Source organism: Ruegeria sp. YTSC192 (assembly GCF_059609705.1).
The window spans coordinates 332247-358011 of the sequence record NZ_JBXWMG010000002.1 but is presented as its reverse complement, the minus strand read 5'-3'; the positions used below and the strand labels follow the sequence as shown (position 1 = coordinate 358011).

Annotated in this window: 30 protein-coding genes; 15 read left to right on the top strand and 15 right to left on the bottom strand. The window is 58.1% G+C overall.

Annotated features, from left to right (window positions below; translation table 11 throughout):
* Positions 1 to 612: 612 nt before the first annotated feature.
* Both AC2FD8_RS05035 and parE read right to left on the bottom strand, forming a co-directional pair.
* Positions 613 to 1554, bottom strand: coding sequence for an abortive infection family protein (locus AC2FD8_RS05035; RefSeq protein ID WP_496854331.1), 942 nt, complete (start codon positions 1552 to 1554; stop codon positions 613 to 615).
* Complete coding sequence (parE, locus tag AC2FD8_RS05030) at positions 1554 to 3512, bottom strand: DNA topoisomerase IV subunit B (protein ID WP_496854330.1); 1959 nt, start codon at positions 3510 to 3512, stop codon at positions 1554 to 1556. Before parE ends, AC2FD8_RS05035 begins: the two co-directional genes overlap by 1 nt.
* A gap of 182 nt (positions 3513 to 3694) precedes the next feature.
* On the opposite strand from parE, the gene AC2FD8_RS05025 reads away from it, so the two are divergent.
* From AC2FD8_RS05025 to AC2FD8_RS05010, 4 genes are all read left to right on the top strand, one after another.
* Positions 3695 to 4669: an NAD(P)H-binding protein gene (locus tag AC2FD8_RS05025; protein WP_496854329.1), complete on the top strand. Its 975-nt coding sequence runs from the start codon at positions 3695 to 3697 to the stop codon at positions 4667 to 4669.
* A gap of 231 nt (positions 4670 to 4900) precedes the next feature.
* Complete coding sequence (locus AC2FD8_RS05020) at positions 4901 to 5509, top strand: carboxymuconolactone decarboxylase family protein (protein WP_496854328.1); 609 nt, start codon at positions 4901 to 4903, stop codon at positions 5507 to 5509.
* 124 nt (positions 5510 to 5633) lie between these two features.
* The gene (gene ppk2, locus AC2FD8_RS05015) at positions 5634 to 6563 is read left to right on the top strand and encodes a polyphosphate kinase 2 (RefSeq protein WP_496854327.1); all 930 of its coding nucleotides are present in this window, start codon (positions 5634 to 5636) and stop codon (positions 6561 to 6563) included.
* Positions 6564 to 6712: 149 nt separating this feature from the next.
* Positions 6713 to 8065: an MATE family efflux transporter gene (locus AC2FD8_RS05010; RefSeq protein WP_496854326.1), complete on the top strand. Its 1353-nt coding sequence runs from the start codon at positions 6713 to 6715 to the stop codon at positions 8063 to 8065.
* A gap of 3 nt (positions 8066 to 8068) precedes the next feature.
* Here the strand turns inward: AC2FD8_RS05010 and AC2FD8_RS05005 are convergent, their stop codons facing one another.
* Positions 8069 to 8470, bottom strand: a complete 402-nt coding sequence (locus tag AC2FD8_RS05005) for a hypothetical protein (RefSeq protein ID WP_496854325.1) — start codon at positions 8468 to 8470, stop codon at positions 8069 to 8071.
* Positions 8471 to 8483: 13 nt separating this feature from the next.
* Positions 8484 to 9686 (bottom strand): pyridoxal phosphate-dependent aminotransferase, encoded by a 1203-nt coding sequence (locus AC2FD8_RS05000; RefSeq protein WP_496854324.1) that lies wholly within the window; start codon positions 9684 to 9686, stop codon positions 8484 to 8486.
* 92 nt (positions 9687 to 9778) lie between these two features.
* On the opposite strand from AC2FD8_RS05000, the gene AC2FD8_RS04995 reads away from it, so the two are divergent.
* The 3 genes from AC2FD8_RS04995 (at position 9779) to AC2FD8_RS04985 (ending at position 11002) form a co-directional block, all read left to right on the top strand.
* Positions 9779 to 10177: a helix-turn-helix domain-containing protein gene (locus AC2FD8_RS04995; RefSeq protein WP_496854323.1), complete on the top strand. Its 399-nt coding sequence runs from the start codon at positions 9779 to 9781 to the stop codon at positions 10175 to 10177.
* Complete coding sequence (locus AC2FD8_RS04990) at positions 10170 to 10427, top strand: succinate dehydrogenase assembly factor 2 (protein WP_496854322.1); 258 nt, start codon at positions 10170 to 10172, stop codon at positions 10425 to 10427. Before AC2FD8_RS04995 ends, AC2FD8_RS04990 begins: the two co-directional genes overlap by 8 nt.
* A 77-nt stretch (positions 10428 to 10504) precedes the next feature.
* Positions 10505 to 11002 (top strand): MarR family winged helix-turn-helix transcriptional regulator, encoded by a 498-nt coding sequence (locus tag AC2FD8_RS04985; protein WP_496854321.1) that lies wholly within the window; start codon positions 10505 to 10507, stop codon positions 11000 to 11002.
* Positions 11003 to 11105: 103 nt separating this feature from the next.
* On the opposite strand, the gene AC2FD8_RS04980 is transcribed toward AC2FD8_RS04985, so the two are convergent.
* From AC2FD8_RS04980 to AC2FD8_RS04970, 3 genes are read right to left on the bottom strand one after another with little or no spacing between them, the layout of a single operon-like run.
* Positions 11106 to 11813: a DUF1194 domain-containing protein gene (locus AC2FD8_RS04980; protein ID WP_496854320.1), complete on the bottom strand. Its 708-nt coding sequence runs from the start codon at positions 11811 to 11813 to the stop codon at positions 11106 to 11108.
* Positions 11810 to 12544 (bottom strand): DUF1194 domain-containing protein, encoded by a 735-nt coding sequence (locus AC2FD8_RS04975; RefSeq protein ID WP_496854319.1) that lies wholly within the window; start codon positions 12542 to 12544, stop codon positions 11810 to 11812. Before AC2FD8_RS04975 ends, AC2FD8_RS04980 begins: the two co-directional genes overlap by 4 nt.
* Entirely contained in the window at positions 12511 to 12939 is a 429-nt protein-coding gene (locus AC2FD8_RS04970) for a VOC family protein (protein WP_496854318.1), read from the bottom strand. Before AC2FD8_RS04970 ends, AC2FD8_RS04975 begins: the two co-directional genes overlap by 34 nt.
* Positions 12940 to 13117: 178 nt before the next feature.
* On the opposite strand from AC2FD8_RS04970, the gene thyX reads away from it, so the two are divergent.
* Both thyX and AC2FD8_RS04960 read left to right on the top strand, forming a co-directional pair.
* Positions 13118 to 14029, top strand: coding sequence for an FAD-dependent thymidylate synthase (gene thyX / locus AC2FD8_RS04965; protein WP_496854317.1), 912 nt, complete (start codon positions 13118 to 13120; stop codon positions 14027 to 14029).
* A gap of 58 nt (positions 14030 to 14087) precedes the next feature.
* The gene (locus tag AC2FD8_RS04960) at positions 14088 to 14390 is read left to right on the top strand and encodes a hypothetical protein (protein WP_496854316.1); all 303 of its coding nucleotides are present in this window, start codon (positions 14088 to 14090) and stop codon (positions 14388 to 14390) included.
* 87 nt (positions 14391 to 14477) lie between these two features.
* Here AC2FD8_RS04960 and AC2FD8_RS04955 read toward each other — a convergent pair whose 3' ends face one another.
* Complete coding sequence (locus tag AC2FD8_RS04955) at positions 14478 to 14684, bottom strand: cold-shock protein (protein WP_008758035.1); 207 nt, start codon at positions 14682 to 14684, stop codon at positions 14478 to 14480.
* A gap of 213 nt (positions 14685 to 14897) precedes the next feature.
* Here AC2FD8_RS04955 and AC2FD8_RS04950 point away from each other — a divergent pair, with 213 nt between their 5' ends.
* The gene (locus tag AC2FD8_RS04950; RefSeq protein WP_496854315.1) at positions 14898 to 15215 is read left to right on the top strand and encodes an ArsC/Spx/MgsR family protein; all 318 of its coding nucleotides are present in this window, start codon (positions 14898 to 14900) and stop codon (positions 15213 to 15215) included.
* Positions 15216 to 15256: 41 nt separating this feature from the next.
* Positions 15257 to 15625 carry a hypothetical protein gene (locus AC2FD8_RS04945; RefSeq protein WP_496854314.1) on the top strand — a complete coding sequence of 123 codons (369 nt, stop codon included), beginning with the start codon at positions 15257 to 15259 and terminating at the stop codon, positions 15623 to 15625.
* 1 nt (position 15626) lies between these two features.
* On the opposite strand, the gene AC2FD8_RS04940 is transcribed toward AC2FD8_RS04945, so the two are convergent.
* From AC2FD8_RS04940 to thrS, 5 genes are all read right to left on the bottom strand, one after another.
* Positions 15627 to 16145, bottom strand: a complete 519-nt coding sequence (locus AC2FD8_RS04940; RefSeq protein WP_496854313.1) for a DoxX family protein — start codon at positions 16143 to 16145, stop codon at positions 15627 to 15629.
* Complete coding sequence (locus AC2FD8_RS04935; RefSeq protein WP_496854312.1) at positions 16142 to 16903, bottom strand: HvfC/BufC family peptide modification chaperone; 762 nt, start codon at positions 16901 to 16903, stop codon at positions 16142 to 16144. Before AC2FD8_RS04935 ends, AC2FD8_RS04940 begins: the two co-directional genes overlap by 4 nt.
* Positions 16900 to 17757 carry an MNIO family bufferin maturase gene (bufB, locus tag AC2FD8_RS04930; RefSeq protein WP_496854311.1) on the bottom strand — a complete coding sequence of 286 codons (858 nt, stop codon included), beginning with the start codon at positions 17755 to 17757 and terminating at the stop codon, positions 16900 to 16902. Before bufB ends, AC2FD8_RS04935 begins: the two co-directional genes overlap by 4 nt.
* A 73-nt stretch (positions 17758 to 17830) precedes the next feature.
* Positions 17831 to 18133 carry a BufA1 family periplasmic bufferin-type metallophore gene (locus tag AC2FD8_RS04925; protein ID WP_496854310.1) on the bottom strand — a complete coding sequence of 101 codons (303 nt, stop codon included), beginning with the start codon at positions 18131 to 18133 and terminating at the stop codon, positions 17831 to 17833.
* A gap of 221 nt (positions 18134 to 18354) precedes the next feature.
* Complete coding sequence (gene thrS / locus AC2FD8_RS04920) at positions 18355 to 20313, bottom strand: threonine--tRNA ligase (protein WP_496854309.1); 1959 nt, start codon at positions 20311 to 20313, stop codon at positions 18355 to 18357.
* Between the two features lie 250 nt (positions 20314 to 20563).
* On the opposite strand from thrS, the gene AC2FD8_RS04915 reads away from it, so the two are divergent.
* From AC2FD8_RS04915 to AC2FD8_RS04900, 4 genes are all read left to right on the top strand, one after another.
* Positions 20564 to 21313, top strand: a complete 750-nt coding sequence (locus tag AC2FD8_RS04915) for an alpha/beta fold hydrolase (RefSeq protein ID WP_496854308.1) — start codon at positions 20564 to 20566, stop codon at positions 21311 to 21313.
* Positions 21313 to 22305, top strand: coding sequence for an alpha/beta hydrolase (locus AC2FD8_RS04910; protein WP_496854307.1), 993 nt, complete (start codon positions 21313 to 21315; stop codon positions 22303 to 22305). The genes AC2FD8_RS04915 and AC2FD8_RS04910 overlap by 1 nt, the downstream gene beginning before the upstream one ends.
* Positions 22306 to 22345: 40 nt before the next feature.
* Positions 22346 to 22960, top strand: coding sequence for a hypothetical protein (locus AC2FD8_RS04905; protein ID WP_496854414.1), 615 nt, complete (start codon positions 22346 to 22348; stop codon positions 22958 to 22960).
* An 82-nt stretch (positions 22961 to 23042) separates the two neighbouring features.
* Positions 23043 to 23753 (top strand): alpha/beta fold hydrolase, encoded by a 711-nt coding sequence (locus AC2FD8_RS04900; protein WP_496854306.1) that lies wholly within the window; start codon positions 23043 to 23045, stop codon positions 23751 to 23753.
* 100 nt (positions 23754 to 23853) lie between these two features.
* On the opposite strand, the gene AC2FD8_RS04895 is transcribed toward AC2FD8_RS04900, so the two are convergent.
* On the bottom strand, positions 23854 to 24432 hold the full coding sequence (locus tag AC2FD8_RS04895) for a DUF6151 family protein (RefSeq protein ID WP_496854305.1): 579 nt from the start codon (positions 24430 to 24432) through the stop codon (positions 23854 to 23856).
* Positions 24433 to 24437: 5 nt separating this feature from the next.
* Positions 24438 to 25709, bottom strand: coding sequence for a polyhydroxyalkanoate depolymerase (phaZ, locus tag AC2FD8_RS04890; protein WP_496854304.1), 1272 nt, complete (start codon positions 25707 to 25709; stop codon positions 24438 to 24440).
* Positions 25710 to 25765 lie beyond the last annotated feature (56 nt).

The window sequence follows — 25765 nt, the reverse complement described above, 5'->3', positions numbered from 1 at the left end:
CTGGGTGTTGGTCGAAAACGTACTCTGTGGTCGCCACTTCAGGGTGTCGTCGCTGTCGAGGTCGCAACATAACAGGCGCTTTTGCACGATGGATATCGTGTTGGTGACGCTGTTGTCGCCGACCAATTGGACGAAAGCGTCTTCGGAATAGGCCGAGCCTTCCTAATAGCGGAACCGGGTCGCTGCACCGTCCGGTATGGGGGAAGCAAGGCTAAGCGTTTGCAGTGCAGAGGGTGACGTGACCGCAGGGTCAGGGCCAGCCCGAGGGTTAATGTTTTCATGTCGTCCTCCCGTTCGGAAAATTGTTCGTGGTTAAATTGGGCCTTGGACGTTCGGAACCTCAAATGTCGTTTTTGGATGACGGTTTGAGGGTAACTGTGAACGGGATCAACGGGTTAGGCAGGGGGGTGCGGTGTGCCGGGCTGAAGCCCGGCCTGCGGGGTGTGGAGGCGTGCTGCCCTATCCATCCAATGCATGATGCGGGGCATCATGCACGCGCCCGACCCGCCCTCGGCCCGGGCGCAGTAAGCCAGACTGGGTAGGTTGAATGTTTCCACACCGTTTCGTCTTGGGAAATGTGATGCGTTCTAGCGCGATTCTGGCACTTGCGTTTCACTTTCGGCTTCGTTGGACATACGTCTCGGTGGCAAAGTCAACAAAGGCGATCGCGCAAGAGGCCGCGAGACGGGCGTGCCGAGGTTCGAGACCTATGTATTGACCATCTCGTCCATGGCCAGAACCATATAGTCCTCTCAACTCAGCAATGCCTTTCGTAATAGATGCAAGATTGCTAAGCGTGCGCCGAATGCTTTCTGCTCCTTTAGCTTCATTTGGAATTCCCTCTGGAACCAGCCCAAGAGATTTGCACATCTTTTTCGAAAGCGTAGGAAGGTCGTCTGTTTTTGCGATTGGATCGGCTTCTGGTGACTGAGTTAGTATTGTTTTACAGCACGACTCGATTAAGTCTTTGGCCGTTCCGATTGCCAAGGCGGGGTCGTTTTCTATCGAATCTTGAATTCGCTTAATCTCTGTTTGCATCCAATTTGAGGACAGTTTGTCCGCTGAAGTTACAGCTCTTTGAATTTGGCTGTGAAACTCCCCAAGCCGTGTGGGGATATAAATTGCCCGCCCAGCTATTTTTTGATCTTCTATGAGTTTCCAGCCTGCGGCAATTAGTTGTTCGTTGTAGTGCTTGACGATTTTGGATGCTTCATCAGCATCTGGCCTAACGACTGGGTGCACTGTTTCGCAAAGGAACTTTAGGAACTCCTGATCTGAACACGCAGTCAATTTGAACCTGCGATCAGAGAATATCCAGTCGTCACCCCAGTCATAGTTGTTGACTGTGTGCTGCCAAATGTCTCCGGCAGCGTTTTCGAACCGTGGGTCACGCGACGGAAAACTCTCAAGCAAATAAATTCTGCTTAAGAATTCATCGTGATCCATATCACCGCAGTAGCGAACCTGTTCGAGCCTTAGGGCATCAAAGATGTTCTGGCGCGTTTGAGGGCCTATCGAATTGGATTCAGTTTGAGATGACTTTTCGAAGGCCATCAAACATCCAACTCCTCCACAAACCGCGCGTTCTCCTGAATGTACTGGAACCGCAGTTCGGGTTTTTTGCCCATCAGGCGCTCGACCAGATCGCCGGTCTCGCCGGGTTCGTCCTCATCAATCGTGACGCGGATCAATTTGCGCGAGGCCGGGTCCATCGTGGTCTCTTTCAGGTCCTTGGCGTCCATTTCACCCAGACCTTTGAAGCGCGAGACGTCGATTTTGCCCTTGCCGCCCAGACCTTTCTCAAGCCACTCGTCGCGCTCGGCCTCGTCCAGACAATAGACGCGCTTGGCCCCTTGTGTCAGGCGGTACAAAGGCGGGCAGGCCAGATACAGGTGGCCTGCGTCAATCATCGGGCGCATCTGGGTGAAGAAGAACGTCATCAGCAGCGCTGCGATATGCGCCCCGTCCACATCCGCGTCGGTCATGATGATGATCTTGTCATAGCGCAGGTCGTCGACGTTGAACTTGGTGCCAAGCCCCACACCCAGCGCCTGTGTCAGGTCGCTGATTTCGGCGTTGGTGCCCAGTTTCGAACTGGCCGCACCCAGCACGTTCAGGATCTTACCGCGCAGGGGCAAAAGGGCTTGGGTTTTGCGGTTACGGCCCATCTTGGCAGACCCGCCCGCAGAATCGCCTTCGACGATGAATAATTCCGTGCCGTCCCGTGTTGAACTACTACAGTCCACCAACTTGCCGGGGAGACGAAGTTTCTTAGTGGCGGACTTGCGTTGTGTTTCCTTCTCGGCCCGTCTGCGCAGGCGTTCCTCGGACCTCAGAATGAGGAAATCCAGGATCGCGCCGGCGGATTTCGTGTCCGCGGCCAGCCAGTTGTCGAAATGGTCGCGGACCGAGTTTTCGACCAGCCGCTGCGCCTCGACCGTGGCAAGGCGGTCTTTGGTCTGGCCGACAAACTCGGGCTCGCTGATGAAACAGGACACCAGTGCGCAGCCGCCGGTGATCAGATCCTCGCGGGTGATCTGGGCGGCTTTTTTGTTGTTGATCAGCTCTCCATAGGCCTTGATGCCCTTGAGGACGGCGGCCCAGAACCCGGCGACATGGGTGCCGCCTTCGGGTGTGGGGACGGTGTTACAATAGGATTGGATGAACCCGTCGCGCGATGGCGTCCAGTTGATGGCCCATTCGACCTTACCCGGGGCGCCAAACTTTTCCTGAAAATCGACGGTGCCCGCAAAGGGCTGATCGGCATAAGTGGAGGAGCCGTTCATCGTCTCTTTCAGGTAGTCCGACAGGCCGCCGGGGAAGTGGAACGTCGCCTCGGTCGGGGTTTCGCCGTCCTCGATATGGGACTTCCAACGGATTTCGACGCCCGAAAACAGGTAGGCCTTGGAACGGATCGATTTGAACAGCCGCGCCGGTTTGAATTTGTGGTGGCCGAAGATGTCGGCATCGGCGTGGAAGGTCACAGTCGTTCCGCGCCGGTTGGGAGCCGCGCCGACTTTTTCTACCGGGCCCAGAGGTATCCCGCGCGAGAATCGCTGTTCGAACAGCTGTTTGTCGCGCGCCACCTGCACGACCATCGAATCCGACAAGGCGTTGACGACCGACGCACCCACGCCGTGCAGACCGCCCGAGGTCTGATAGGCTTTTCCTGAGAATTTGCCGCCTGCGTGCAGGGTGCACAGGATCACCTCCAACGCGGATTTGTCGGGGAATTTGGGATGCGGGTCGATCGGAATACCGCGCCCGTTGTCGCGCACCGTCAGGGCGAAATCTGCGTGAAGCTCGACCTCAATCCGGTTGGCGTGACCAGCGACCGCCTCGTCCATCGAGTTGTCGAGGATCTCGGCGACCATATGGTGCAGCGCGCGTTCATCGGTGCCGCCGATATACATGCCGGGGCGTTTGCGGACCGGCTCCAACCCTTCAAGCACCTCGATCGAGGAGGCGTCGTAGGTGGTGGTTGCGCTGGGCGTCAACAGATCGTCGGGCATGGGTGCTGCTCTTGTTTTTGAGTTTCCCCCATTATGGCAGGTGATGTGGTTCGGGGGAAGAGGGGCGCGAGGTGTTGTGGATGGCTTGCGCCTGCCCTGTGTAAGCTGCGCGAATACGGGAGTTGATTGTTGTGGCCAATCGCGCCACTAACAGCCGGTAGCAAAATCTGAAGGCGCTTTATATGACTCAGAAAACGGTACTCATCACCTCGGCAACCGGGCGAATCGGCAAGGAACTGGTGGCTCGGCTTGCCTCGAATGACGCCTTTAGGGTGCGGGCGTGTTATTTCAGCGAAGACAAGGCCGATGGTCTGAAGGCGTTGGGCGCGGATGAGGTGGTAAAGTTTGACCTGTCCGATCCGGCAAGCTGGGATGCGGCGCTGGACGGGGTGGATGCGGTGTATTCCGCCTCGCTGGATCCGATGCTGGAAGGGCATCTGGCGTTTTGCAAGGCGCTGGGCCAGCGTCGCGATCAGATCGAACATGTGGTGCGTGTCAGCTGTATGGGGGCCGATACCAATACGGCGTCTTATATCGCGGATCAGCATGCCTCACGCGCGGGGGCGGGCATACCGCTGATGCTGCAGCATTACTGGTGGGGTGAGAAGGCGCTGATTGACGAGGGGCTGAATGTCACCGCGCTGCGCAACAATTTCTTCATGAACCATCTGCTGAAGACCGATTGTGAGACCATCGCCAATGAGGGTTGGTTTGCCAATCCGCTGGGCGATATGCGCAATTCCTTTGTCGCCACCCGCGACATTGCCGAGGCGGCGGCTGTGGTTCTGACCGAAGGGCCCGCGCGCCATGGAAACAAGTTCTATGACCTGACCGGCCCCGCGCCGCAATCCATGGCCGAGATTGCCGCTGATCTGGGACGCGCGATGGGCAAGCAGATCGAATATCGCCCGCAATCGATGGTGGATTTTGAGGCCGATTTCGGCGCCACACGGGCCGAGTTCTTTGAGTATCTGACCAATGGGTTCTATACCCGGTGCAGCCCTGATTTCTATAATCTGACCGGGCATAAGCCGACGTCTTACTATGAATATCTGACAACCAAGGGCGCCAGCGGGGAAACCGGGCTGGAGGAGCTGTGGCAGGGCAACCTGTGGAAGAAGGGCGAAGATGCCATGAAGGATGCCGCCAAGGTCTGACGGGTTTTCCGGCGTGCCGTGCGCCGTATTTGCAATTCGCATCCCGTTGGATCGGGGTGCGATTTTTTGTTTGTGGCGCGGGGCTTGTCGCTACCCTGAAGCGTTTCGCGTTTTAACTGAGGCATACCCATCGAAATGTGTGTTCGACCGCAGGGAGAGGCTGCGTATTTCGATTCAAATCAAACGCAAAGCGATCTAGTTTGACCCGAGATATCAGGGAGGAGAGACAGGATGAGCTGGATCAGGACGATTTCGTTTGAAGAGGCGACTGGCAAGTTGCGCAAGTTGTATGAGCGGGTGACCGGCCCGGGCAACAATGTGGACAACATCATGATGGCGCATTCGCTGCGGCCGCATTCGATGGAGGGCCACATGGCGATGTACAAGGCGGTGCTGCATCATTCGGCCAACACGATCCCAAAATGGTTTCTGGAGACGCTTGGCGTTTGGGTCAGTGCGTTAAATGCCTGTTCTTATTGCGTTGAACACCACTTCAACGGTTTGCAACGTCTCTTGGCCGATCCTCCAAGGGGCAATGCCATCCGCGCGGCGATTGAGGCGGGCGAGCCAGAGGCAGCCCCTTTGAACACAGCGCAGATCGCAGCGATGCACTATGCGCGCAAGCTGACCGAAACGCCCGGTGCCATGGTCGAGGCGGATATCACAGCCTTGCGCGATGCCGGGTGGGACGATGGCGAAATCCTCGAGATCAATCAGGTCTGCGCCTATTTCAACTACGCCAACCGCACGGTTCTGGGGTTGGGCTGTTCGACGAAAGGGGATGTATTGGGACTGTCGCCCAACAACTCGGATAATCCCGAGGATTGGGGGCATCGCTAGGCTGTTCGCCTCGAAACCTCAGTTCTTTTGTCGAAATTCATCCCAGTTTGATCCCAATCAACGCGGGGTCTTGCGCTTTCTGCTAGCTCGTCCTCAGGACAGACGCCAGCATGAGGAACGCGAAATGGAACCGACCGCCCAGAAGAAACCCGAGGCCGCAAACATCAAGGTCGTGCCCACACCGGCGTCTGAGCCGACCGTTCCCAGCCCCGAGAAAATCCGGCAGGCTTTCGAAAGCGGGACGTACCCCTATGATCGCAAGATGGCGCGCAAGGACTACGAGGCGCAGAAAGCCAAGTTGCAGGCCGAGTTGCTGAAGGTTCAGCTCTGGGCGCAGGATACCGGCCAGCGTTTTGTGCTGTTGTTCGAGGGGCGTGATGCGGCGGGCAAGGGCGGTACGATCAAACGCTTCATGGAACACCTCAACCCGCGTCAGGCACGTGTCGTCGCGCTGAACAAACCGACCTGGGAGGAGAAGGGCCAGTGGTACTACCAGCGCTATATCCAGGAACTGCCAACCGTTGGTGAAATGGTGTTCTATGACCGCTCCTGGTACAACCGCGCGGGCGTTGAGCGGGTTATGGGGTTCTGTGATCCGACCGAGTATCTGGAATTCATGCGTCAGACCCCGGATCTTGAGCGGATGCTGGTGCGCTCGGGTATTCAGTTCTACAAATACTGGTTCTCGGTCACGCAGGATGAACAGCAGCGCCGCTTCAAAAGCCGCGAGACCGATCCGCTGAAGCAGTGGAAGCTGTCGCCCATCGACAAAGCCAGCCTGGACAAATGGGATGACTATACCGAGGCGAAAGAGGCGATGTTCTTCTACACAGACACCGCCGATGCGCCATGGACCGTGGTCAAATCCAACGACAAGAAACGCGCGCGCCTGAACTGCATGCGCCATTTCCTGTCGACGCTGGATTATCCGGACAAAGACGTTTCCGTAGTTGATCAGCCTGATCCGCTGATCGTCGGTCAGGCGCATCATGTGATCCACCGCTCGGATCATATACTGGGAACGGCGCTGCATCCGGACGCCAAATCCAACTAAAGTTCAAAGTTGAAAGAGGCCGTTGAGCGCGAATCTTCAACGGCTTCTTCTTTTTGCGGGCATCTATCTAAAGTCTCATGCTGAGTTTTGCACTTCTGCCTTGATTTTGGGCAGGGCGCGGGCCTATGGCTGGCGGGATGACGAAAGTGATGACATATCCCGCCCATTTCCGGGCGATAGCTGTGCTTGGTCTGCCGCTGATTGGTGGGCATTTGGCGCAGTTCGCAATTGGCCTGACCGATACAGTGATGCTGGGTTGGTACGGGGTTGAGGCGCTGGCTGCAGTAACACTGGCAAGCAGCTATTACTTTGTCCTGTTCCTGTTCGGTGCCGGATTTGGCTGGGCCGTCATGCCCATGGTCGCGACGGCCGCGGCGGAAGAGGACGAGACCAGCATCCGCCGTTCAACCCGCATGGGCCTCTGGCTGTCACTGCTCTACGCTGCGCTGATGATGCCGCTGCTGTGGTGGTCCTATCCGATCCTGATTGCCCTGAAACAGGAACCGCAAGTGGCGCAGACCGCCTCGGAATATCTGCGCGTTGCAGGATGGGGGTTGTTTCCTGCGCTGCTGGTTATGGTGCTGAAATCCTATCTGGCCGCGTTGGAACGTACTCAGATCGTGTTGTGGATCACCGTGATCGCTGCGGTCATAAATGGCGTCACGAATTATGCCCTGATCTTCGGCAATTGGGGCGCGCCCGAGCTTGGGGTCATGGGGGCAGCGATTGCGTCCGTGGTGACGCAGATCGTGTCTCTGGTTGCGGTTATCATCTATGCGGTTCGGGTACTGCCGGAACACAGTCTGTTTCAACGTTTCTGGCGCCCGGATTGGGATATGTTTGGCCGGGTTCTGCGGCTGGGCGTTCCGATTGGCTTGACCACGCTCGCCGAAGTCACTCTGTTTGCGACCTCAGCGATCATGATGGGGTGGCTGGGGCAGGTGCCGCTGGCGGCGCATGGGATTGCGCTGAACCTCGCCTCGGCGACGTTCATGGTGCATCTCGGCCTGTCAAACGTGGCGACCATTCGCGCGGGCAATGCGCTGGGCCGCCGCGACCGCGCCCATCTGGAGCGTGGCGCGATTGCGGTCACCGGCATGTCGCTGGTCGTGTCTGTCCTGACGATCATACTGTTCCTGACCTGCGCCGAGCCTCTGATCTCATTGTTCATGGAGGCAGACAGTGCGCAGCGCGGCGAGATTTTGGCGATTGGCACGGGCCTTCTGGCCATGGCAGCCCTGTTTCAACTGGTCGATGGTGCGCAGGTGATCGCCCTGGGCCTGCTGCGCGGTTTGCAGGATGCAAAAGTGCCGATGATCATGGCAGCCCTCAGCTATTGGGTGATCGGAATCCCGGCCTCTTATTACTTCGGCTTTGTGCAGGGCATGGACGGAATCGGCGTCTGGATGGGCCTTGTGCTCGGTCTGGCCTTTGCGGCGGTTCTGCTGATGGCGCGGTTCTGGATGCGATCTGTCCGCGAGGTGGGCGTACCGGCCGAGTAGCCCTCAGCCGCCCTTCAGCCGGTCCGCTTTCTTGCGCACCAGAACCGAGCGCAGATCGTGCATCGCCATCAACAGCCGGTCGGTGACCTCTTCAAGCTGTTCGTCCGAGGCTTTGGACTGCGCCCATTGCGTGGTCAGGTTCATGTAGTCGACCGCCCGATGAATATCGTCAATATCGCGCTGGGCCAGCAGGGCCTTGCGCGCGTCCATCCAGCGGGCGATCTCGGCCTTGTCGGCCTCGGTCAAGCTGCGTTGGCCATGCGGTTTGACCTCGCCATTGCGAATGTTGATGACCGCGATCTGATCCATTTCGATCCGCTGCTGCCGGTTTTCGGTGTCGATCCTGAACACCACGGCCCCGTTTTCACGAATGCGGAAATAATAGTCTGGCAGCTCTGCGGTCATGCGTGGCTCCGCCTTAGGTCAAAGAGGCACAGAAGCGCTGGATACGCGTGCAGGCCTCGGTCAAGGCCTCATCCGAGGTCGCGTAGCTGACCCGGAAGTTCGGCGACAGGCCAAAGGCTGCACCAAAGACCACGGCGACGTCATGTTCTTCCAGCAGCGCGGTGGCAAACGCTTCATCCGAGTCGATCACCGTGCCCTGCGGCGTGGTCTTGCCGATCAGCCCCGCGATTGAGGGGTAGACGTAAAACGCGCCCTCGGGCGTCGGGCAGGTGATCCCGTCGATGGCGTTCAACATGCCGACGACCAGATCGCGGCGGCGTTTGAATGTCTCGTTGTTCGGAGCCAGAAACGCTTGCGTCCCGTTCAGCGCCTCGACCGCCGCCCATTGGCTGACCGAGCAAGGGTTCGACGTGGACTGAGACTGGATCTTGCGCATGGCAGCAATGATCTCGACCGGGCCAGCCGCATAGCCGATGCGCCAGCCGGTCATCGCATAGGCTTTGGAGACGCCATTGCAGGTCAGCGTGCGATCATAGAGGCCGGGTTCAACTTCGGCCGGGGTGCAGAACTCGAACCCGTCATAGGCGAGGTGTTCATACATATCGTCCGACATGACCCAGACATGCGGGTGGCGCATCAGAACGTCGGTCAGCGCCTTCAATTCGTCCCGGCTGTAGCCCGCGCCAGTGGGGTTTGAAGGCGAGTTGAAAATGAACCACTTGGTTTTCGGCGTGATTGCGGCCTCAAGCTGCTCGGCCGTCAGCTTGAAGCTGTTTTCCAGCGTGGTCTCGACCACAACAGGCGTGCCGCCAGCCAGCAAAACCATATCGGGATAGCTGACCCAGTACGGCGCGGGGATGAGAACCTCATCGCCTTCGTTCATCGTCGCCATCAACGCGTTGTAAAGCGTTTGCTTACCGCCTGTTCCGACCGAGATCTGCGCGGGCGTATAGTCCAGCCCGTGATCGCGTTTCATCTTGGCACAGGCCGCCTGTTTCAACTCGGCAATGCCATCAGGGGCGGTGTATTTGGTCTTGCCCGCCGCGATGGCCGCGATGGCTGCATCCTTGATGTTCTGCGGCGTATCAAAATCCGGCTCACCCGCGCTGAGGGCGATGACATCGCGCCCGGCGGCCTTCAGCTCGGCCGCTTTCGCTGTCATCGCAACGGTCGGAGAGGGTTTTACGCGTGACAGTGTCGCAGACAGGAAACTCATGAGTGGCCTCGGTTTGTATGTTCAACGTGTCTGTCATAGGGTGCGCCCGATTGACGATCAAGCAGTATGACACACCAGAATTGGAGACCCCGATGAACGACGAAACCGACTGGTACGGACCGGATGCTGCAACATTCGGCGACAGGCTGGCCGGAGCGCGCGAAGCGGCGGGGATGACCCAGGCGCAGCTGGCACGCCGTCTGGGGGTGAAGAAGGCAACAATCGCCGATTGGGAAAACGACCTTTCCGAACCCCGCGCCAATCGCTTGTCGATGATGGCGGGTATGATCAACGTCTCGATCATGTGGCTGCTGACAGGCGAAGGCAATGGTATGGAAGCGCCGGTAGAAGAGGGCGAAGTCAATATCGAATTGACCGAGGCTGTAGCCGAATTGCGCGCTATCCGCGGCGAGATGCGGGCCAGCGCGGAACGGGCCGCGCGGTTGGAAAAAAAGCTGCGCTTGATGTTGGAGCAGGGCAACAATGACTGAAGCACGTGAGGTCCGGATCAAACGCCTGCAAATGCGATCCATGCGACGTGGGATCAAAGAGATGGACCTGATCCTGTCGGCTTATGCCGAGCGCAATCTGAACTCGATGGATGCAGCCGGGTTGGATTTGTACGACGCGCTGCTTCAGGAAAACGATCAGGACCTGTATCAATGGGTCACAGGGCAAGTGAATACGCCTGACCCATTCGCCGACCTGATCGCGGATATCGCGCAAACGTTTCAAAAATAAAGACGTTCAGGCTTAACCGATTTTTCGGAAATTCAGGTCATCGTGTCTGAAACGGCACGGCTGAATCGGAGGGTCGGATGAGTATGGAAATGCAGGTCTCTGCGTCAGGGGCCAAAGGTTTCATGACCAGTTATCTTGAGGCGCTCGCTCTGGTCGAGCGTCTGCACCGTCTGTTGCTGGATGTCATCAAGGATGAGTTCGAGCGGGTTGGTGTGCTGGAAATCAATGCAGTCCAGGCGCTTTTGCTTTTCAACATCGGCGATCATGAAGTGACCGCAGGCGAGTTGAAAAGCCGCGGCTACTATCAGGGCAGCAATGTCAGCTACAATCTCAAGAAACTGGTTGAGATGGGGTATATGCACCACCAACGCTGCGAGATTGACCGGCGTTCAGTCCGCGTCCGCCTGACGCCACAGGGGCGCGAGATTCGTGATATCGTATCCGAGCTGTTCTTGCGCCATGCCGAAGGGTTGCAGAACCGTGGTGTTCTGGGATCCGAAGGGATCGAGGATATCACCACCGCACTGCGTCGGGTCGAGCGGTATTGGACGGACCAGATCCGATATATCTACTGATGCAAAGCGTTTCGGGTTTTACCTGAATCATCAAGAGACACGAATGTCCCGAGAACGCTGAAAGCGTGACAGGGTATACGAGTCACAGGTTTAACCCGAAACGCTATAAGGCTTGGGATAGTTCGATTCCCTGCAGTTCTCGGATCAGTTTGCGGGTCATGGCGTCCTCATAGGCTTCAAAACCCAATGCGACCTCGACAAACGCATCTGGGCCAAGGATGACCCGGGCGTTGTAGTAGGCGGATAGCTCTCCAATCTGGACATATCGCTGATCGCCGTAGTTGGAATCGTCGACGCCGATCACCAAACCGTTGATGGTGATCCCGGTACCCTGCAACAGCGCTTTGGCGGCGCGTGGATGGAGGCCGAGATTGTGTTTCCCATCTCCGGACAAATCCAGCGTGCGCTTCCAACACTCCGCTTGCTGGCGCAGAAGCTCCGCGCCAAACATCATCGCATCGCCCACGGCTGTGCCTTGCGGGGCCGAACTGCGGGTCACGTCGTTCAGTGTCGTTGCGATCCTGCCTAGATCAGATTCGGTGCGGATTTCAGTCCAGTCCAAAAGCACGCGCTGATGGCCGGGCTCGCTCCATTCGAACACCGCGAGGCGAATGGGAAATGCGGGGTTTGCCAATATGATCTTGCGGATTTCAGGGCGCCGCAACGCAGCGGCCAAACCGTCGATCTGCAATCTGTATTCGTGGGTATCGACAGAGCCGGATACATCCAACCCAAGCGCCAGAGCTTGACGGCATTGCGCTGAAACGGATCCTGCCAGCAGGCAAACAACAAGCGCGAGAAACCGGGTCATCTTTGGCCTGTTTCCTGCAAAGATCCCAGTTGCAGGCCGCTCAATTCTCGTTCCAGCTTGCGGCGCATGGCACGTTCAAAGTCTTCAAAACCTTGCGCTATTTCAAGAAAAGCACCCGGTCCGTGCAGGACGTTTTCCTGGAAGAACGGAACCAGAAACAACTCGCCCTCGAAATCGGCGGCATTGATCACCAATCCGTTCACCGTGACAGCGTCGAAGGGAAAATGCTTGTAGGCGATTTTGGGCCCATAGCCGTCATTGTTCGCCCCGTCTCCGGACAGATCAATGGTTTGAAACAGACAGTCCGGACCATCCTGCAACATGGTAGCCCCGTAAGCCAGCGCATGCCCCATCGCGGTGGCAGACCCGGAATCCGAACGCTCGGACTGGCTGATCCGGGTTGCGGCGGCCAGCAGGTCGCCCTCGTTTTCGATCAACTTCCACGGCAAGACGACATGCTGGGTGGATCGGCCGCTCCATTCATAGACGGCCAGCGCAACGGGAGCGGTGGACGAGAAAAAGGCGGCTTGAACCTCGGGCGAAAGCATCGCTGCGGCAAGGCCCCGTCGTTGCAGAGCATCCTCGGCCTGATCTACGGAGACCGAGATATCCAACGCCAGCAGAAGGGCCAACCGGCAGTCCTCGGCCGGCGCAGGGCTGGCCAGTGCGGCCAACCCCAGTGCTGTCAGAATGCGGATCACCAGTGCCCGGTACTCTCCATGCTGCTCCATGGCTCGGCGGGCTCAAGTGCGTCACCGTTTTGCAGCAACTCGACCGAGATGTTGTCGGGCGAGCGAATGAACGCCATCCGACCGTCGCGTGGCGGGCGGTTGATCACGATACCATTGTCCTGCAGGTGCTGGCAGGTCTCGTAGATGTTGTCGACACCATAGGCGAGGTGGCCGAAATGGCGGCTGTCACTGGGCAGCGCATCGTCGCCATCCCAATTATAAGTCAGCTCGATCGGACGATCCTCTTGTCCCGGAGGGGCCATGAAGATCAACGAGAACCGGCCTTGTTCACTTTCGTAGCGGCGCGTTTCCTTCAGGCCCAGCAGCTCATAGAACGCCATTGATTTCTCAAGATCCTTCACGCGGACCATGGTGTGCAAGTATGTCAGCCCCATCTTGGCCTTCCTTCTATTGTTCGCTTGGGTCGCAGCTTAGCGCGGTTGTGGGACGTGTCGAGAGGGGACGGGGGACACGATTTCGAACTTCGCGTTGTTTATGGCAGATATCGCGGTTCCAGTGGTGGTGTTGTCGATATATAGTGGGCGTCGACTCATTCTTGGAAAGGATAATTTCATGCCTCTGTCTGCCGACCAACTGGCCGAGATCGAAGCGCAGCGCGCGCAATCGCATCCAACTCGCCGGGTTGTTGCACCGGGCATGGAAGATCATCTGTACACGGCCCATCAGGTGCTGGACCATGGTTTTGTCCGTGTTATCGACTATATGGGCGACGATGCAGCCATCTGTCAGGCGGCGCGCGTGTCCTACGGCAAAGGCACCAAGTCTGTGCAGAATGATGAGGGCCTGATCCGATATCTGATGCGTCACTGGCATTCGACCCCGTTTGAGATGTGCGAGATCAAGTTGCATGTAAAACTGCCGGTTTTCGTTGCACGCCAGTGGATTCGCCATCGGACGGCCAATGTGAACGAATACTCGGCGCGCTATTCGATTCTCGACCGTGAGTTCTATATTCCCGCCCCTGACCACGTGGCCGCGCAGTCCGAGGTCAACAACCAGGGTCGTGGGTCCGCCTTGGAAGGGGAAGAGGCCGCGCGTGTGCTGGAAATCCTAAAGGCCGACAGCGCCCGCTGCTATGACAATTACGAGGCGATGATCAATCAGGACGGGCAACAGGGTCTGGCGCGCGAACTGGCGCGGATGAACCTGCCCGCCAACATCTACACCCAGTGGTATTGGAAGGTGGATCTGCACAATCTGTTCCACTTCCTGCGTCTGCGCGCCGATCCGCATGCCCAGTACGAGATCCGGGTCTACGCCGATATGATGTGCAATATCGTCGCCGATTGGGTGCCTTTCGCCTACAAGGCGTTCGAGGACTACCGGCTGGGTGCCGTCAACCTCTCGGCCCAGATGGTCGACAGTCTGCGTCGGATGTTGGCGGGTGAGACTGTGACCCAGGAGAACTCGGGCATGACGGCGCGGGAATGGCGTGAGTTCGAGGATGTAATCCGCAAGGATTGAGTCTCGGGAGCATATCTTTTGTATATACGTTTTGTCATGAAGCTGTTACATTGGCTTCATGACTTATCTGTTTCGCCTGATCCCATTGAGTCTTGTGCTGGCGTCACCGACGCAGGCCAAATCGCCCATAGCCGAAATACTGTGTGAAGCGACCCCCCGGTTGCAAGAGAAACTGACCCGCCAATTCGGCGCCGAACGCGTGGCAACCGGCATGCGCGGGCCCGAGCAGATTATGGAGGTCTGGAGCAGCGACCGCGGCGACTGGACCATGGTCGTCACCTACGCAACAGGCACATCCTGCATCGTCGCAATGGGTGAGGACTGGCATGCCCGTGCCAACGAAAAGCCGACACGCGGGTAGCGTCAATGCCTAAAGAATGTTCGGCTGACGGCCTGAAATTGGCCGTCAGCCATGATTGGAAACACCCCACATCTGGTGGGGTGGAGGTTACAACGGCTTCAAATCAGCTGCCATTTGGCGGCCATCACGCCCGTCCTGCAACTCGTACGAGACTTTTTGATTGTCTGCGAGTCCGGTGAGGCCGGATCGTTCTACGGCCGAGATATGAACAAACACATCTTTGCCCCCCTCATCAGGGGCAATAAACCCATAGCCTTTGGTAGTGTTAAACCATTTCACGGTGCCGGTAGGCATGTCCCGTGTCTCCTTCTACTTGCGCATTGTCCCACAAATTGGTGGGGGCTGTGTCGACGTTGTTACGTATCGGGCTGATTTCTGGGTCAGATACAGTCCGAAACGCACGTTTCGTCTTTTTCAACATTGCACGGTGAAGTAAAAAATCAAGAATTACCGCTGGGAACCAACCAGTTTGCATAAAAAAGTTACAAATGCAGGAGCAGCCCAAAAATGCGCCTTTATGGTTTAAAAAACTGCGATACGTGCCGTAAGGCGCTGAAATCGCTTCCAGAAGCGACCCTCGTGGATGTCCGAGCGGACGGAGTTCCGCCCAAGACACTTTCGCAAGCTTTTGCCACGTTCGGCGGGGCTTTGCTCAATACCCGGTCAACCACCTGGCGCGGATTGGACGATGCAGAACGCGCCCGGCCGCCGTTGGAGTTGTTAGCCGATCACCCGACGCTGATGAAGCGCCCTCTGATCGAAAAGGACGAAGAGGTATTTCTGGGCTGGACCGCTGAAACGCGGGCCTCTCTTGGTGTTGCGTAGTTGCGTACCTATCTGCTGATACGAACTGTAAAGGAAGATACATGCGAAACGCTGCCATGATTTTGGGCGTCATCGCCGGTTTGATCGGTATGATTGTCGGTTTTTTTGGATATGGCTATGTCGAGGCCATCAAACATTTTGGTGATCTCGAAGGGATTGCCGAGCAGGTGGATAACCCCGACTTGATTCAGACAGCCTCGATCCTTGCGCCTTTGTTGGCGATTGCGGGCGGGGCCATGGCCCATGCGCGGGCGTTGATTGCGGGGATCTTGTTGTTGGCCTCAGCTGCCGGGATGTACTATGCGTTCGGTTTTGGTGTCTTCACCATGTTCCCGATCGCCTTTGCCGCTGTGGCCGGGGTGTTTGGGCTCGCCGCGGGAAAACCGGACGAACCCAAGGCTCATTTCTGAGTTATTTCAGGCGCAGGATGCGGTCTAGCGACAGCGGGCCTGCGCCGTTGATGACCATCACCAGAAAAAGGAAGGTCCACATGGTGCGCTGATCCACCAGATCGGGCGCTGCGTTGAACAGATTACCCAGTTTCACGCCATGGCCGGTCACGTCGACAATCGTCTGCACCCAGACAAACCCGATCATTGCGACCGCCGCCAAACGCGTGAACAGGCCAACCAGCAGCAGCGCGGGCAGGACGAACTCGGCCACGGTGCCAAAGAAGATCACGATCCGCTGGAAAAACGTCATCTGCGTGACGTCCCAAAGCACGGCTTCGGCGGCTTTGGGAAAGATCTGCCCAAAGGCCCCGCTGGACGGCGAGAAGATCGACCCATCAATCTTCAGCATGGCCGAATTCCAATAATAGACCAGAAGTACAGCAATAAACACGAGCCTGGCGAGGGTCGGCGTCAGCCAACCGGACGCGTGGTCCACCTTTCCAAAAATGGAGTTGTGGATTGAGATGAGCGCAGTCATGACTCCAGCCTTTCGATAGTCACAGAGGTTATTGCACCGCCTTGTAAAAGCAGTGCCAGAGTGGTTCCAAGATCAAACTCAGGCGTTTCAGCGGCGGTCTTTTCAAACGCGTCGCCGATGGTATCGCCGGCTTGCATATATGCGATCCAGTCTGCTCCGCCTTGGGGCAGCAGCTGTGGGATGGGATCATATTCGGGGCGGGTGACAAGAACGTCCTCGGCCTGCGCAACAGGTTTTGGGGCGTCCGCGTCCGAGTTGTAACGCCAGACCGCATGAATCGGCCAATCAGAACGGATCACCTGCATCGCTGGGGCAAAATCCAGCCGCGCGCGCATGACGTCTTCGGGGGGTACGGCCAGTGCGTCGGCGGATGCGGGTGTGCTGTCTGCCGCGTGGTATGACCGCCGCAGCGCAAGTTCCAGCCGCGCGATATCGGGAAGGTACCCCAGATGCGACAGCTGAGGCATTCCGGCGACAAAGTCGGGAAACGCCTCACCATAGAACATCATCAAGGGGGATGTGGGCGGGTGCTGGCGCAGGAAAATGCCGGAAAGGCCGTCCATGTTCTGCGGCCCCAGCAGCTTGGTGATCACGGGAAAGGCCTGTTGCATGGCCTCGGTCAGTGAGACTGCGACATTATTTCGGTAGACGCTGAACCGCCGCCCAGCGGGTTGATTTTCCGAATCCAGCAAACCGTCCGGGACCGGGGTGGACGCGTCAAGAAGCGCAGCGCGAAACTGAGTTTGCGACACGCTCATGCCGGGATCCGCTCCAGCGCTGCTTGAGCGCGCACGGCCTCGTCCCGCAGGACCGGCCAGTCCGGGACATCCGTGTCCCACTCGACCAAAAGCGGTTTTGGCCCGGCCCGATCCAGAACATAGTCCAAAAGCGCCCAGACCGGATCAACGACCTCACGCCCGTGGCTGTCGATCAGCAGGGGTTTGCCGTGATCGTCCTCATCTTCATCGTGACCGCCCAGATGAATTTCACCTACCTTTTCAAGCGGGTATGCGTCGATATAGCCCTGGGGTGAAAAGTCCAGATTGGTGGCCGAGACAAAGACGTTGTTCACGTCCAGCAACAGCCCGCAGCCGGTTCGGTTTGAAACTTCGCGCAGGAAGTCGGGCTCGGACCAGGTGCTTTCCTCAAACGCCAGATAGCTTGAAGGGTTTTCGAGCAGCATTTGCCGCCCGACAGTCTCTTGCACCTGATCGATATGATCGCAGATGCGGGTCAGTGTGGCATCGGTATAGGGCAGGGGCAGTAGGTCGTTCAGAAAGTGGCTGTCATGGGTCGACCAGGCCAGATGCTCGGAAAAGCTGGCCGGGTTCAGCCAGCCGATCAGATGTTTCAGACGCGCCAGATGGTCCGCATCCAGCGGCCCTTCGCCGCCGATCGAGAGGCCAACGCCATGGACCGAGATCGGGAATTGTTCTGACAGATGGCGAAGCTGCGCCAGCGGGCGGCCACCATCGCCCATGTAATTCTCGGCATGAATTTCCAGCCATGCGACAGGCTGCGCGTGTTCAAGGATCTGTGCAAAGTGCTGCGGTTTGTACCCAACACCCGGCGCTGCGGGCAGGCGATTCGACCTGAGTGCGTCGTCCAGCATCAGTCAGTTCCCTATGATCACGTGAAAAGGGGCGGGCGATTTGGCCCGCCCCTTGGATCTTGTGTGGCAGATCTTATGCCGGCAGGTCGCGTTCCTGCTCTTCCAGCGAACCTTTGCGCGGGGTGCCGTCTGCCTGTGCGGGCAGTTCGATATCGGCGCAGGTGCCTGCATCAACCAGGGTCCAGGCGTTGCCCTGATAGTCTACGGTCGAGGTGCCGGCGCATGTGGTGCCGGGGCCTGCCGCGCAATCGTTCTGACCAGCCAGCGAAACGCCATAGCATTTCTCTTTGGCTTGTGCCGAGGCGGTGGTGGCTGCGCCCGAAACGGCGGCTGCGACTGCTGTTGCGATAACCAGGGATTTGGCTGTGTTCGACATCTCAATAATCCTTTTGATGACTGCGTATGTCTGCTTGTGACAATGACAAAGGTAACGACTAGTGAGCCACAGTTAAATTCACGAGGCCGTGTCTCACAAGGGCGTCAGGCTATGTCATGCACTCTTGCAGGTTAACAAATTGTTTTTGAATTGAAAAATGGAAAATGTTTCAATCCGGCCCCGATTTCAGGGCCGGATGAGGGGGCGGAATCTGCCCAATGTTACAGCAGGTCGGGTGGAGTGGCTGCCTTGGACAGCTCAATTGTTACAGTCTCAAGCGATTGAACCTGCGTCTGTTTTTCGCCCAGACGGCGAACGCTGACTGTGCGATCATCCACCTCGCGGTGACCCACCGCCAGGATGACCGGAACCTTTCCGACCGAGTGTTCGCGGACCTTGTAGTTGATCTTTTCGTTGCGGATATCCGCTTCGGCCCGAACGCCAGCGGCGCGCAGCGTTTCAACAACCTCGGCCACATAGTCATCCGCATCCGATGTGATCGAGGCCACAACGACCTGACGCGGGGCCAGCCAGAACGGCAGCTTGCCTGCGTGTTCTTCGATCAGAATGCCGATGAAGCGTTCGAACGAGCCCAGGCAGGCGCGGTGCAGCATGAAGGGGCGGTGTTTCGACCCGTCTGCGCCGATGAAGTTCGCATCCAGCCGTTCAGGCAGGTTGGGATCGACTTGCAGGGTGCCGCATTGCCAGTTTCGGCCGATGGCGTCGGTCAAGGTAAATTCGAGCTTCGGGCCGTAGAACGCGCCTTCGCCTTCGAGGACCTCATAGTCGTACCCGGCGGCCTTGCAGGCTTCGCCCAGGGCTTTTTCGACGAAATCCCAGCTTTCATCGCTGCCGATCCGCTTTTCCGGACGGGTGGACAGTTTGATGGTCCAATCGTGGAAGCCAAGGTCGGCATAGACTTTCGACAGGAAGGCGATGAACTTCGCGGTCTCGGATTCGATCTGATCTTCGGCGCAGAAGATATGGCCGTCGTCCTGAGTAAAGCCGCGCACCCGCATGATCCCGTGCAGCGCGCCCGAGGGCTCATAGCGCGCACATGAGCCGAACTCGGCCATGCGCAGCGGCAGATCGCGATAGGATTTCAGGCCCTGATTGAACACCTGCACATGGCAAGGGCAGTTCATCGGCTTCAACGCGTTGATCGCCTTTTCGCGGGCATGTTCCTCGTCGACTTCAACGATGAACATGTTCTCTTGATACTTGTCCCAGTGGCCCGAGGCCTCCCACAGTTTGCGGTCGACGACCTGTGGGGTGTTGACCTCGACATAGCCGTCGCGGTCCTGCATCCGGCGCATGTAGTCCTGCAGGGTGGTGTAGATTTTCCAGCCGTTGGGATGCCAGAACACCTGACCCGGAGCCTCTTCCTGCATGTGATACAGGTTCATCTCGCGGCCCAGCTTGCGGTGGTCGCGCTTGGCGGCCTCTTCCAGCATGTTCAGATGCGCTTTGAGCTTTTCCTTGCCGGTGAAAGCCACGCCATAGATACGCTGCAACATCGCGCGGTCGCTGTCGCCGCGCCAATAAGCGCCAGCGATGGACATCAGTTTGAAAGCGTCGCCCGGCAGTTGACCGGTGTGCTGCAGGTGCGGGCCGCGGCACAAATCCTGCCAATGGCCGTGCCAATACATCCGCAGAGGCTCATCACCCGGAATGGCTTCGATCAGCTCGACCTTATAGGGCTCATTGTTGGCCTTGTAGAATTCGATCGCGCGGTCGCGATCCCAGACCTCGGTGGTGACGGGATCACGCTTGTTGATGATTTCTTTCATCTTTTTCTCGATGAGGCCGAGATCTTCAGGCGTGAACGGCTCTTCGCGGTCAAAGTCATAGTACCAGCCGTTTTCGATAACGGGGCCGATGGTGACTTTGGTCGCGGGCCAGATTTCCTGCACAGCGCGGGCCATGACATGCGCCAGATCGTGGCGGATCAGCTCATTTGCCTGCGCTTCGTCCTTCATGGTGTGGATGGCGATTTGGGCATCCGCATCGATGGGCCATTGCAGGTCCCAGTGCTGACCGTTGACTGTGGCCGAGATGGCCTTTTTCGCCAGCGAGGTTGAGATATCGGCAGCCACCTGCGCGGGCGTTACGCCTGCGTCATAGGACCGTGCATTGCCATCGGGAAAGGTGAGAGAGACGGATTTTGAATCCAGGGCCATGTCGGCTCTCCTCGTCGGTTTGGCGCCCACTGAACGCCCGGTTGCGGGTTATATGTGTATGGCTGATTTGGCAGGTGGTTGTGCTTGTGTCAAGTGGCGGAGCGAGGGGCCAGCCCCGCCGCCATTGGCGCTCGAACCAATGGCGAACCAATGGCGGCTCCCCGAGGTATTTTTAGCCGGATGAAGTGGGATCGCGGAATTGCACTTGGGCGGGGGGCATGCATGATGTCAGGAAAGCAAAGAGGGTTTCATGGCAGCAACAGAATTTTTGGAAACGGCGCAGGGGCGGCGGTTGGCCTATCACAAGAGTGAAGGGGCCGGTCCGACCATTGTTTTTCTGGGCGGTTTGAAATCGGATATGGAGGGCACCAAGGCCGTTCATCTTGAGGCTTGGGCGCAGGCGCGGGGGCAGGCGTTCTTGCGGTTTGACTATTCCGGGCATGGAGAAAGCTCTGAGGCGTTCACAGACGGCTGCATTGGCGATTGGCATGAAGATACGCTGGCAGCGGTGGGTGCCTTGACCGAGGGGCCTTTGGTGGTCGTAGGGTCCTCAATGGGCGGCTGGCAAGCGTTGCTGCTGGCCAAGGCGGTGCCGGAGCGAATTGTTGGCATGGTGACCATCGCCGCAGCCCCTGATTTTACCGAGGACGGCTATTGGGCGTCCTTCTCAGTTGCGCAGAAGGCAGCGCTGGAGGAGGTTGGGCATGTGGAATTGCCTTCGGACTATATGGAGCCTTACGTCATCACAAAGCGTATGATCGAGGATGGTCGGCAGCGCCTGGTTCTGCGGGACGCGTTGGATCTGCCGTTTCCCGTGCGTTTTTTGCAGGGGACGGCTGATACGGCGGTGTCGACTGAAACAGCCATACGCCTGTTAGAGCATGCGACCGGTCCGGATATGCGACTGTTGCTGGTCAAGGATGCGGATCATCGGTTCTCGGACGGGCCGTGCCTAGGGATGATCGAAAACGCCGTTCTCGACGTTTTGGGGAGGAAATGATGCGCTGGTTCGGGTGGGTGCTAGGCCGAGTTTTGCTGGCTCTGATCGTTGTGGGCGGTTTGATCTATTGGTTCGGGCCGCGGGAAGAGGTGAACCTGGACCCCGATTTCGACCCTCGCAAGTTCGGTGAAGGTGTTCAGGTCTATTTTGAAAGCACGGAATCTGCCTTTGACGATATCGTGCCTGGCGTTGAAAAACGTGTGATCTGGCAGGACGGGTTCAAAGAACAGCGGACGCCCTATTCGGTGCTGTATCTCCATGGGTTCTCGGCCAGTTCCGAAGAGATTCGCCCTGTGCCTGATATGGTTGCCGATGCTTTGGGGGCAAATCTGGTGTATGCGCGCTTGCAAGGTCATGGGCGCAGTGGGGCCGCGATGGGCGATGCGACTGCCTCGGGCTGGATGCAGGACATGGCCGAGGGGCTGGCGGCGGCCAAAGCTGTTGGCGACAAGGTTGTGGTCATTTCGACATCGACGGGGGGCACGCTTGCAGCGGCGGCGGCTTTGAACCCGGACCTCAGCGAGAATGTCGCGGCGATGGTTTTCGTATCGCCGAATTTCGGGGTGAATGCGACAGGGGCGTTCATACCCGGCTTGCCGTGGGCTCGGGATTGGTTGCCATTGTTGATGGGGCCGGAACGGGACGTATCCGGGCCCGATCCGGAAAAGAACAAGTATTGGACAGCCGTCTATCCGTGGGAGGCCGTGGTGCCGATGACAGTTCTGGTCGAAACGGTATACGGTCTTGATTTTTCGCAAGCTTTGGTGCCGGCGCTGTTCTGGTTTTCCGATGATGATCAGGTTGTGCGGCCCGATAGGACCCATAAGGTGGCCGAGGCCTGGGGTGCGCCAGCAACGGTTGAGCTTGTCACGATGGGGCCGGAGGATGATCCGATGTCGCATGTGATTGCCGGTCGCCTGATGTCTCCGGACCAGACAGAACCGACGGTGAATGGGATATTGGCGTGGTTGAATACGCAGGGGATCGAATGACCCCGCGTTCAAGGGCATAGCGATGCGCAAGCCGGGCAGTATGTGGAGCCTTGAGACATTGGGCCGCGTGCGTCTGTCCCGGCATTTCTTCATGCGCGATTTTCTGTACTCCGAGATCGGGAATTTCCACCAAAAACAGAACCTCCCTGAGAACCCCGATCTGGCCATCGAAACCGGCAGCGCCTTTTGCCAAACCTTGCTGGACCCGCTGGAGGAGACCTTTGGCCGGATCGCAGTGCGCTCGGGCTATCGCTCGCCGTCCTTGAATGCGTTTGGCAACGAAAACCGGCTGAACTGCGCGCGCAATGACAATCCGTTGGAGTGCCATATCTGGGATTGGGGGCAGGGTGAGGCGCGGGTCGCTGGCGCGTCTATCGTGATTCCCTGGTTTGCGGATCGCTACGCGCAGGGGCGGGACTGGCGCGATCTGGCGTGGTGGATGCATGACCATCTTGCCTATTCCGAGATCTGGTTTTTCCCGAAGCTCTGCGCATTCAATCTGGTGTGGCGCCCCACGCCACAACGCCGGATCGACAGCTACATCGCGCCCAAAGGCTGCCTGCTACGACCGGGGGCCGAGCCGGGCGAAACCCTTTCGGCCCGTCAGAAACGCTATGCTGATTTCCCGCCGTTCCGTGGAATCGCCTATCCGTAAAGATTCACTTGCTGGGCTGATCCAAACCTTCCATCCTGATGAGAAGGAACGACTCGGATAACCGAGCAGAAGGAGGCCCCACGTGATTGAGCCGCTGGTATTGTTGCCGGGTTTGATGTGTGATGCCCGGCTGTTTCATCCCCAAATAGATGCGTTTTCGCGCCGCCGCGCTGTGGTCGTCTCGGCGATCAGCCGGGGGGAACGGATTGAAGAGATCGCCTCGGACCTGTTGGATCAATTGCCGCATCGGTTCGCACTGGCCGGGCATGGGCTGGGCGGCGTAGTTGCGTTAGAGCTTGTTCGCCGCGCGCCTGATCGGGTGTCGCGCCTGTGCCTGATCTCGACCGATGCGCAGGCTGACACGCCGCAGATCGCCGCAGGGCGAGAGGAACTGATCATTGGCGCGCAGGCCGGGCGGCTTGAGGGCGTGATGCGGCAGCTTGTTGGTTCTGACACTTTGGCGCCGGGGCCGCAGCGAATCCCTGTGTTGAATGGCCTGCTGGCAATGGCGCTGGATTTAGGCCCCGAGGTGTTTGTCACTCAGATGCGCGCGCTGCAGAGGCGGGCGGATCAGCAGGGCACGTTGCGCCGGATCAAGGTGCCCAGTCTGATCCTATGTGGAAAGCATGACCGGCTGACGCCCGAGCGCAAGCATGCTTTCATGGCGGACATGATCCCGAATGCCGTGATGCACACAATCGACGCGGCTGGATACCTGCCAACGCTGGAAGCGCCTGGGCAGGTGATCGACCTTATGCAAGCATGGCTGGATGAACCCCTTCGCATGGCCTAAAGCGTTTCGGGTTAAACCTGTGACACGAATACCCTGTCACGCTTTCAGCGTTCTCGAGACATTCGCGTCACTTGGCGATTCAGGTAGAACCCGAAACGCTTTAGGGGTAGAGCGCCGCGCGTTCTTCTTTGCTGATCACCTTCGGTGTCACGACGGGTTCAAAACTGTCGGGATCAAAGAAAGGCGTGTTTTTCCACCTGCCGGATAGTCTTGACTTGATCACGCGCCGCAGAAACCCGATTGCCGCCGGGGCCAGATTCTCGTGCTTTTGCTTGCCGTTGGGCTGGGGCACAAAGCCTCGGGTCTTGACCGGGCCAAGGCGCGCGCGATCATTGATACGCAATGCGATGACCCCCGCAAAAGGAAATCTGGCGGTGCGTGGCGTCGCGGCCAGTGGGGCGTTGCAGCATTTGGCATACCATCGCAGCATACCCTTTGGGCTAAGCGACATAACCGCCAAATGTTCACCGCCGCTGTCAATCGAGACCTGATCGGGGGTGATCTGAAACAGCTCGACCGGGCCGGGGGCCGGGTCGGGTTGGTCGAAATAAAGCTGCGCCGCGCGGCAATCGTGGCAAAAACACTCAACATGGGTGCCCAGACGCGCACCATCGGATGTGATGCGGCCTGTCAGCGCACCGCAGGTACAGGAAAAGGCGAGGTCTGAGTGCGAAGCCAATGCTCTTACGCGACTTTGTTGTTGTTGGCCGCCCGACGGCGTGATTTGCGGCTGTTCTCGTTCATGAAGTCGATCACAAGCGGACGGATGTTGTCGCGCCAGCTGCGGCCCGCGAAGATACCGTAATGCCCAGCGCCGGGTTCGACATGGCTGGCTTTCTTGCTGTCCGGCAGACCGGTACAAAGATCAAGCGCGGCGATACACTGTCCGGGGGCCGAGATATCGTCATTCGCGCCTTCCACGGTTTTCACCGCCACATCGGTGATCTTGCTCATATCCACTTTGTGGCCCGCCACAACAAACTCGTTCCGCGCGATTTCGCGGTTTTTGAACACGCGCTCAACCGTGGACAGGTAGAACTCGGCCGGCATGTCCATGACTGCGAGATATTCGTCGTAAAACCGGTTATGGGCGTCATGGTCCGAGGCTTCCCCCCGCATCACGCGCTGGATCTGGTCCGTGAAGGCCGAGGAATGGCGTTCAGCATTCATCGACATGAACGAGGCCAGCTGCAACAAGCCGGGATAAACCATCCGACCCACGCCTTTGTATTTGAAACCAACGCGCTGGATCATGGTTTCTTCCAACTGGCCCATTGTTACACGGCGGCCAAAGTCGGTCACGTCCGTCGGGGTGGCATCTGGATCGACCGGGCCACCGATCAGGGTCAGGGTGCTGGGCTGGGCCTTTGGTTCGACTTCAGCCAGATAGGCGGTCGCGGCCAGTGTCAGCGGCGCAGGCTGGCACACAGCGACTACATGGGTGTCCGGGCCAAGCTCTTTCATAAAATCGACAAGGTAGAGGGTGTAGTCCTCGACATCGAACTTTCCGGCGGACACGGGGATATCGCGCGCGTTATGCCAATCGGTGATGTAAACTTCGCAATTGACCAGCAGGCTTTTGACGGTCGAACGCAGCAATGTGGCGTAGTGCCCAGACATTGGAGCCACCAAAAGCACCTTGCGAGGTTGCGTTTCTCGCCCGTTTACCTTGAAATGGAGAAGGTCCCCAAAGGGACGTTCCAGAACCGAGGTGACTTCAACCAGATGATCTTTGCCATCTTCACACGTGAAAGTCCGGATGCCCCAATCGGGTTTCGCGACCATGCGTTGAAAGGTGCGCTCGGTCACTTCACCCCAGGCGGCCATCCAGCTGAAGGCCGGGTTCGGAACCATCGAAAACAGCGGGTAGGAGGCCATCGCACTTGCCGTCGAACCAAGCCATTGGTTCGTATTGCGCATGGTTTCCATCAGATCGTAGGTTATCATGTAGCGCATCGAAGGATCCTCCGGAGTATCAACCTAAGAGTTCGGACCATTCGTCGCTTTGTCGA

Excerpts from the sequence above, each read along its gene's own strand:
- AC2FD8_RS05035 (WP_496854331.1), bottom strand. The coding sequence starts at position 1,554 with ATGGCCTTCGAAAAGTCATCTCAAACTGAATCCAATTCGATAGGCCCT.
- parE (WP_496854330.1), bottom strand. The coding sequence starts at position 3,512 with ATGCCCGACGATCTGTTGACGCCCAGCGCAACCACCACCTACGACGCC.
- AC2FD8_RS05025 (WP_496854329.1), top strand. The coding sequence starts at position 3,695 with ATGACTCAGAAAACGGTACTCATCACCTCGGCAACCGGGCGAATCGGC.
- AC2FD8_RS05020 (WP_496854328.1), top strand. The coding sequence starts at position 4,901 with ATGAGCTGGATCAGGACGATTTCGTTTGAAGAGGCGACTGGCAAGTTG.
- ppk2 (WP_496854327.1), top strand. The coding sequence starts at position 5,634 with ATGGAACCGACCGCCCAGAAGAAACCCGAGGCCGCAAACATCAAGGTC.
- AC2FD8_RS05010 (WP_496854326.1), top strand. The coding sequence starts at position 6,713 with ATGACATATCCCGCCCATTTCCGGGCGATAGCTGTGCTTGGTCTGCCG.
- AC2FD8_RS05005 (WP_496854325.1), bottom strand. The coding sequence starts at position 8,470 with ATGACCGCAGAGCTGCCAGACTATTATTTCCGCATTCGTGAAAACGGG.
- AC2FD8_RS05000 (WP_496854324.1), bottom strand. The coding sequence starts at position 9,686 with ATGAGTTTCCTGTCTGCGACACTGTCACGCGTAAAACCCTCTCCGACC.
- AC2FD8_RS04995 (WP_496854323.1), top strand. The coding sequence starts at position 9,779 with ATGAACGACGAAACCGACTGGTACGGACCGGATGCTGCAACATTCGGC.
- AC2FD8_RS04990 (WP_496854322.1), top strand. The coding sequence starts at position 10,170 with ATGACTGAAGCACGTGAGGTCCGGATCAAACGCCTGCAAATGCGATCC.
- AC2FD8_RS04985 (WP_496854321.1), top strand. The coding sequence starts at position 10,505 with ATGAGTATGGAAATGCAGGTCTCTGCGTCAGGGGCCAAAGGTTTCATG.
- AC2FD8_RS04980 (WP_496854320.1), bottom strand. The coding sequence starts at position 11,813 with ATGACCCGGTTTCTCGCGCTTGTTGTTTGCCTGCTGGCAGGATCCGTT.
- AC2FD8_RS04975 (WP_496854319.1), bottom strand. The coding sequence starts at position 12,544 with ATGGAGCAGCATGGAGAGTACCGGGCACTGGTGATCCGCATTCTGACA.
- AC2FD8_RS04970 (WP_496854318.1), bottom strand. The coding sequence starts at position 12,939 with ATGGGGCTGACATACTTGCACACCATGGTCCGCGTGAAGGATCTTGAG.
- thyX (WP_496854317.1), top strand. The coding sequence starts at position 13,118 with ATGCCTCTGTCTGCCGACCAACTGGCCGAGATCGAAGCGCAGCGCGCG.
- AC2FD8_RS04960 (WP_496854316.1), top strand. The coding sequence starts at position 14,088 with ATGACTTATCTGTTTCGCCTGATCCCATTGAGTCTTGTGCTGGCGTCA.
- AC2FD8_RS04955 (WP_008758035.1), bottom strand. The coding sequence starts at position 14,684 with ATGCCTACCGGCACCGTGAAATGGTTTAACACTACCAAAGGCTATGGG.
- AC2FD8_RS04950 (WP_496854315.1), top strand. The coding sequence starts at position 14,898 with ATGCGCCTTTATGGTTTAAAAAACTGCGATACGTGCCGTAAGGCGCTG.
- AC2FD8_RS04945 (WP_496854314.1), top strand. The coding sequence starts at position 15,257 with ATGCGAAACGCTGCCATGATTTTGGGCGTCATCGCCGGTTTGATCGGT.
- AC2FD8_RS04940 (WP_496854313.1), bottom strand. The coding sequence starts at position 16,145 with ATGACTGCGCTCATCTCAATCCACAACTCCATTTTTGGAAAGGTGGAC.
- AC2FD8_RS04935 (WP_496854312.1), bottom strand. The coding sequence starts at position 16,903 with ATGAGCGTGTCGCAAACTCAGTTTCGCGCTGCGCTTCTTGACGCGTCC.
- bufB (WP_496854311.1), bottom strand. The coding sequence starts at position 17,757 with ATGCTGGACGACGCACTCAGGTCGAATCGCCTGCCCGCAGCGCCGGGT.
- AC2FD8_RS04925 (WP_496854310.1), bottom strand. The coding sequence starts at position 18,133 with ATGTCGAACACAGCCAAATCCCTGGTTATCGCAACAGCAGTCGCAGCC.
- thrS (WP_496854309.1), bottom strand. The coding sequence starts at position 20,313 with ATGGCCCTGGATTCAAAATCCGTCTCTCTCACCTTTCCCGATGGCAAT.
- AC2FD8_RS04915 (WP_496854308.1), top strand. The coding sequence starts at position 20,564 with ATGGCAGCAACAGAATTTTTGGAAACGGCGCAGGGGCGGCGGTTGGCC.
- AC2FD8_RS04910 (WP_496854307.1), top strand. The coding sequence starts at position 21,313 with ATGCGCTGGTTCGGGTGGGTGCTAGGCCGAGTTTTGCTGGCTCTGATC.
- AC2FD8_RS04905 (WP_496854414.1), top strand. The coding sequence starts at position 22,346 with ATGTGGAGCCTTGAGACATTGGGCCGCGTGCGTCTGTCCCGGCATTTC.
- phaZ (WP_496854304.1), bottom strand. The coding sequence starts at position 25,709 with ATGCGCTACATGATAACCTACGATCTGATGGAAACCATGCGCAATACG.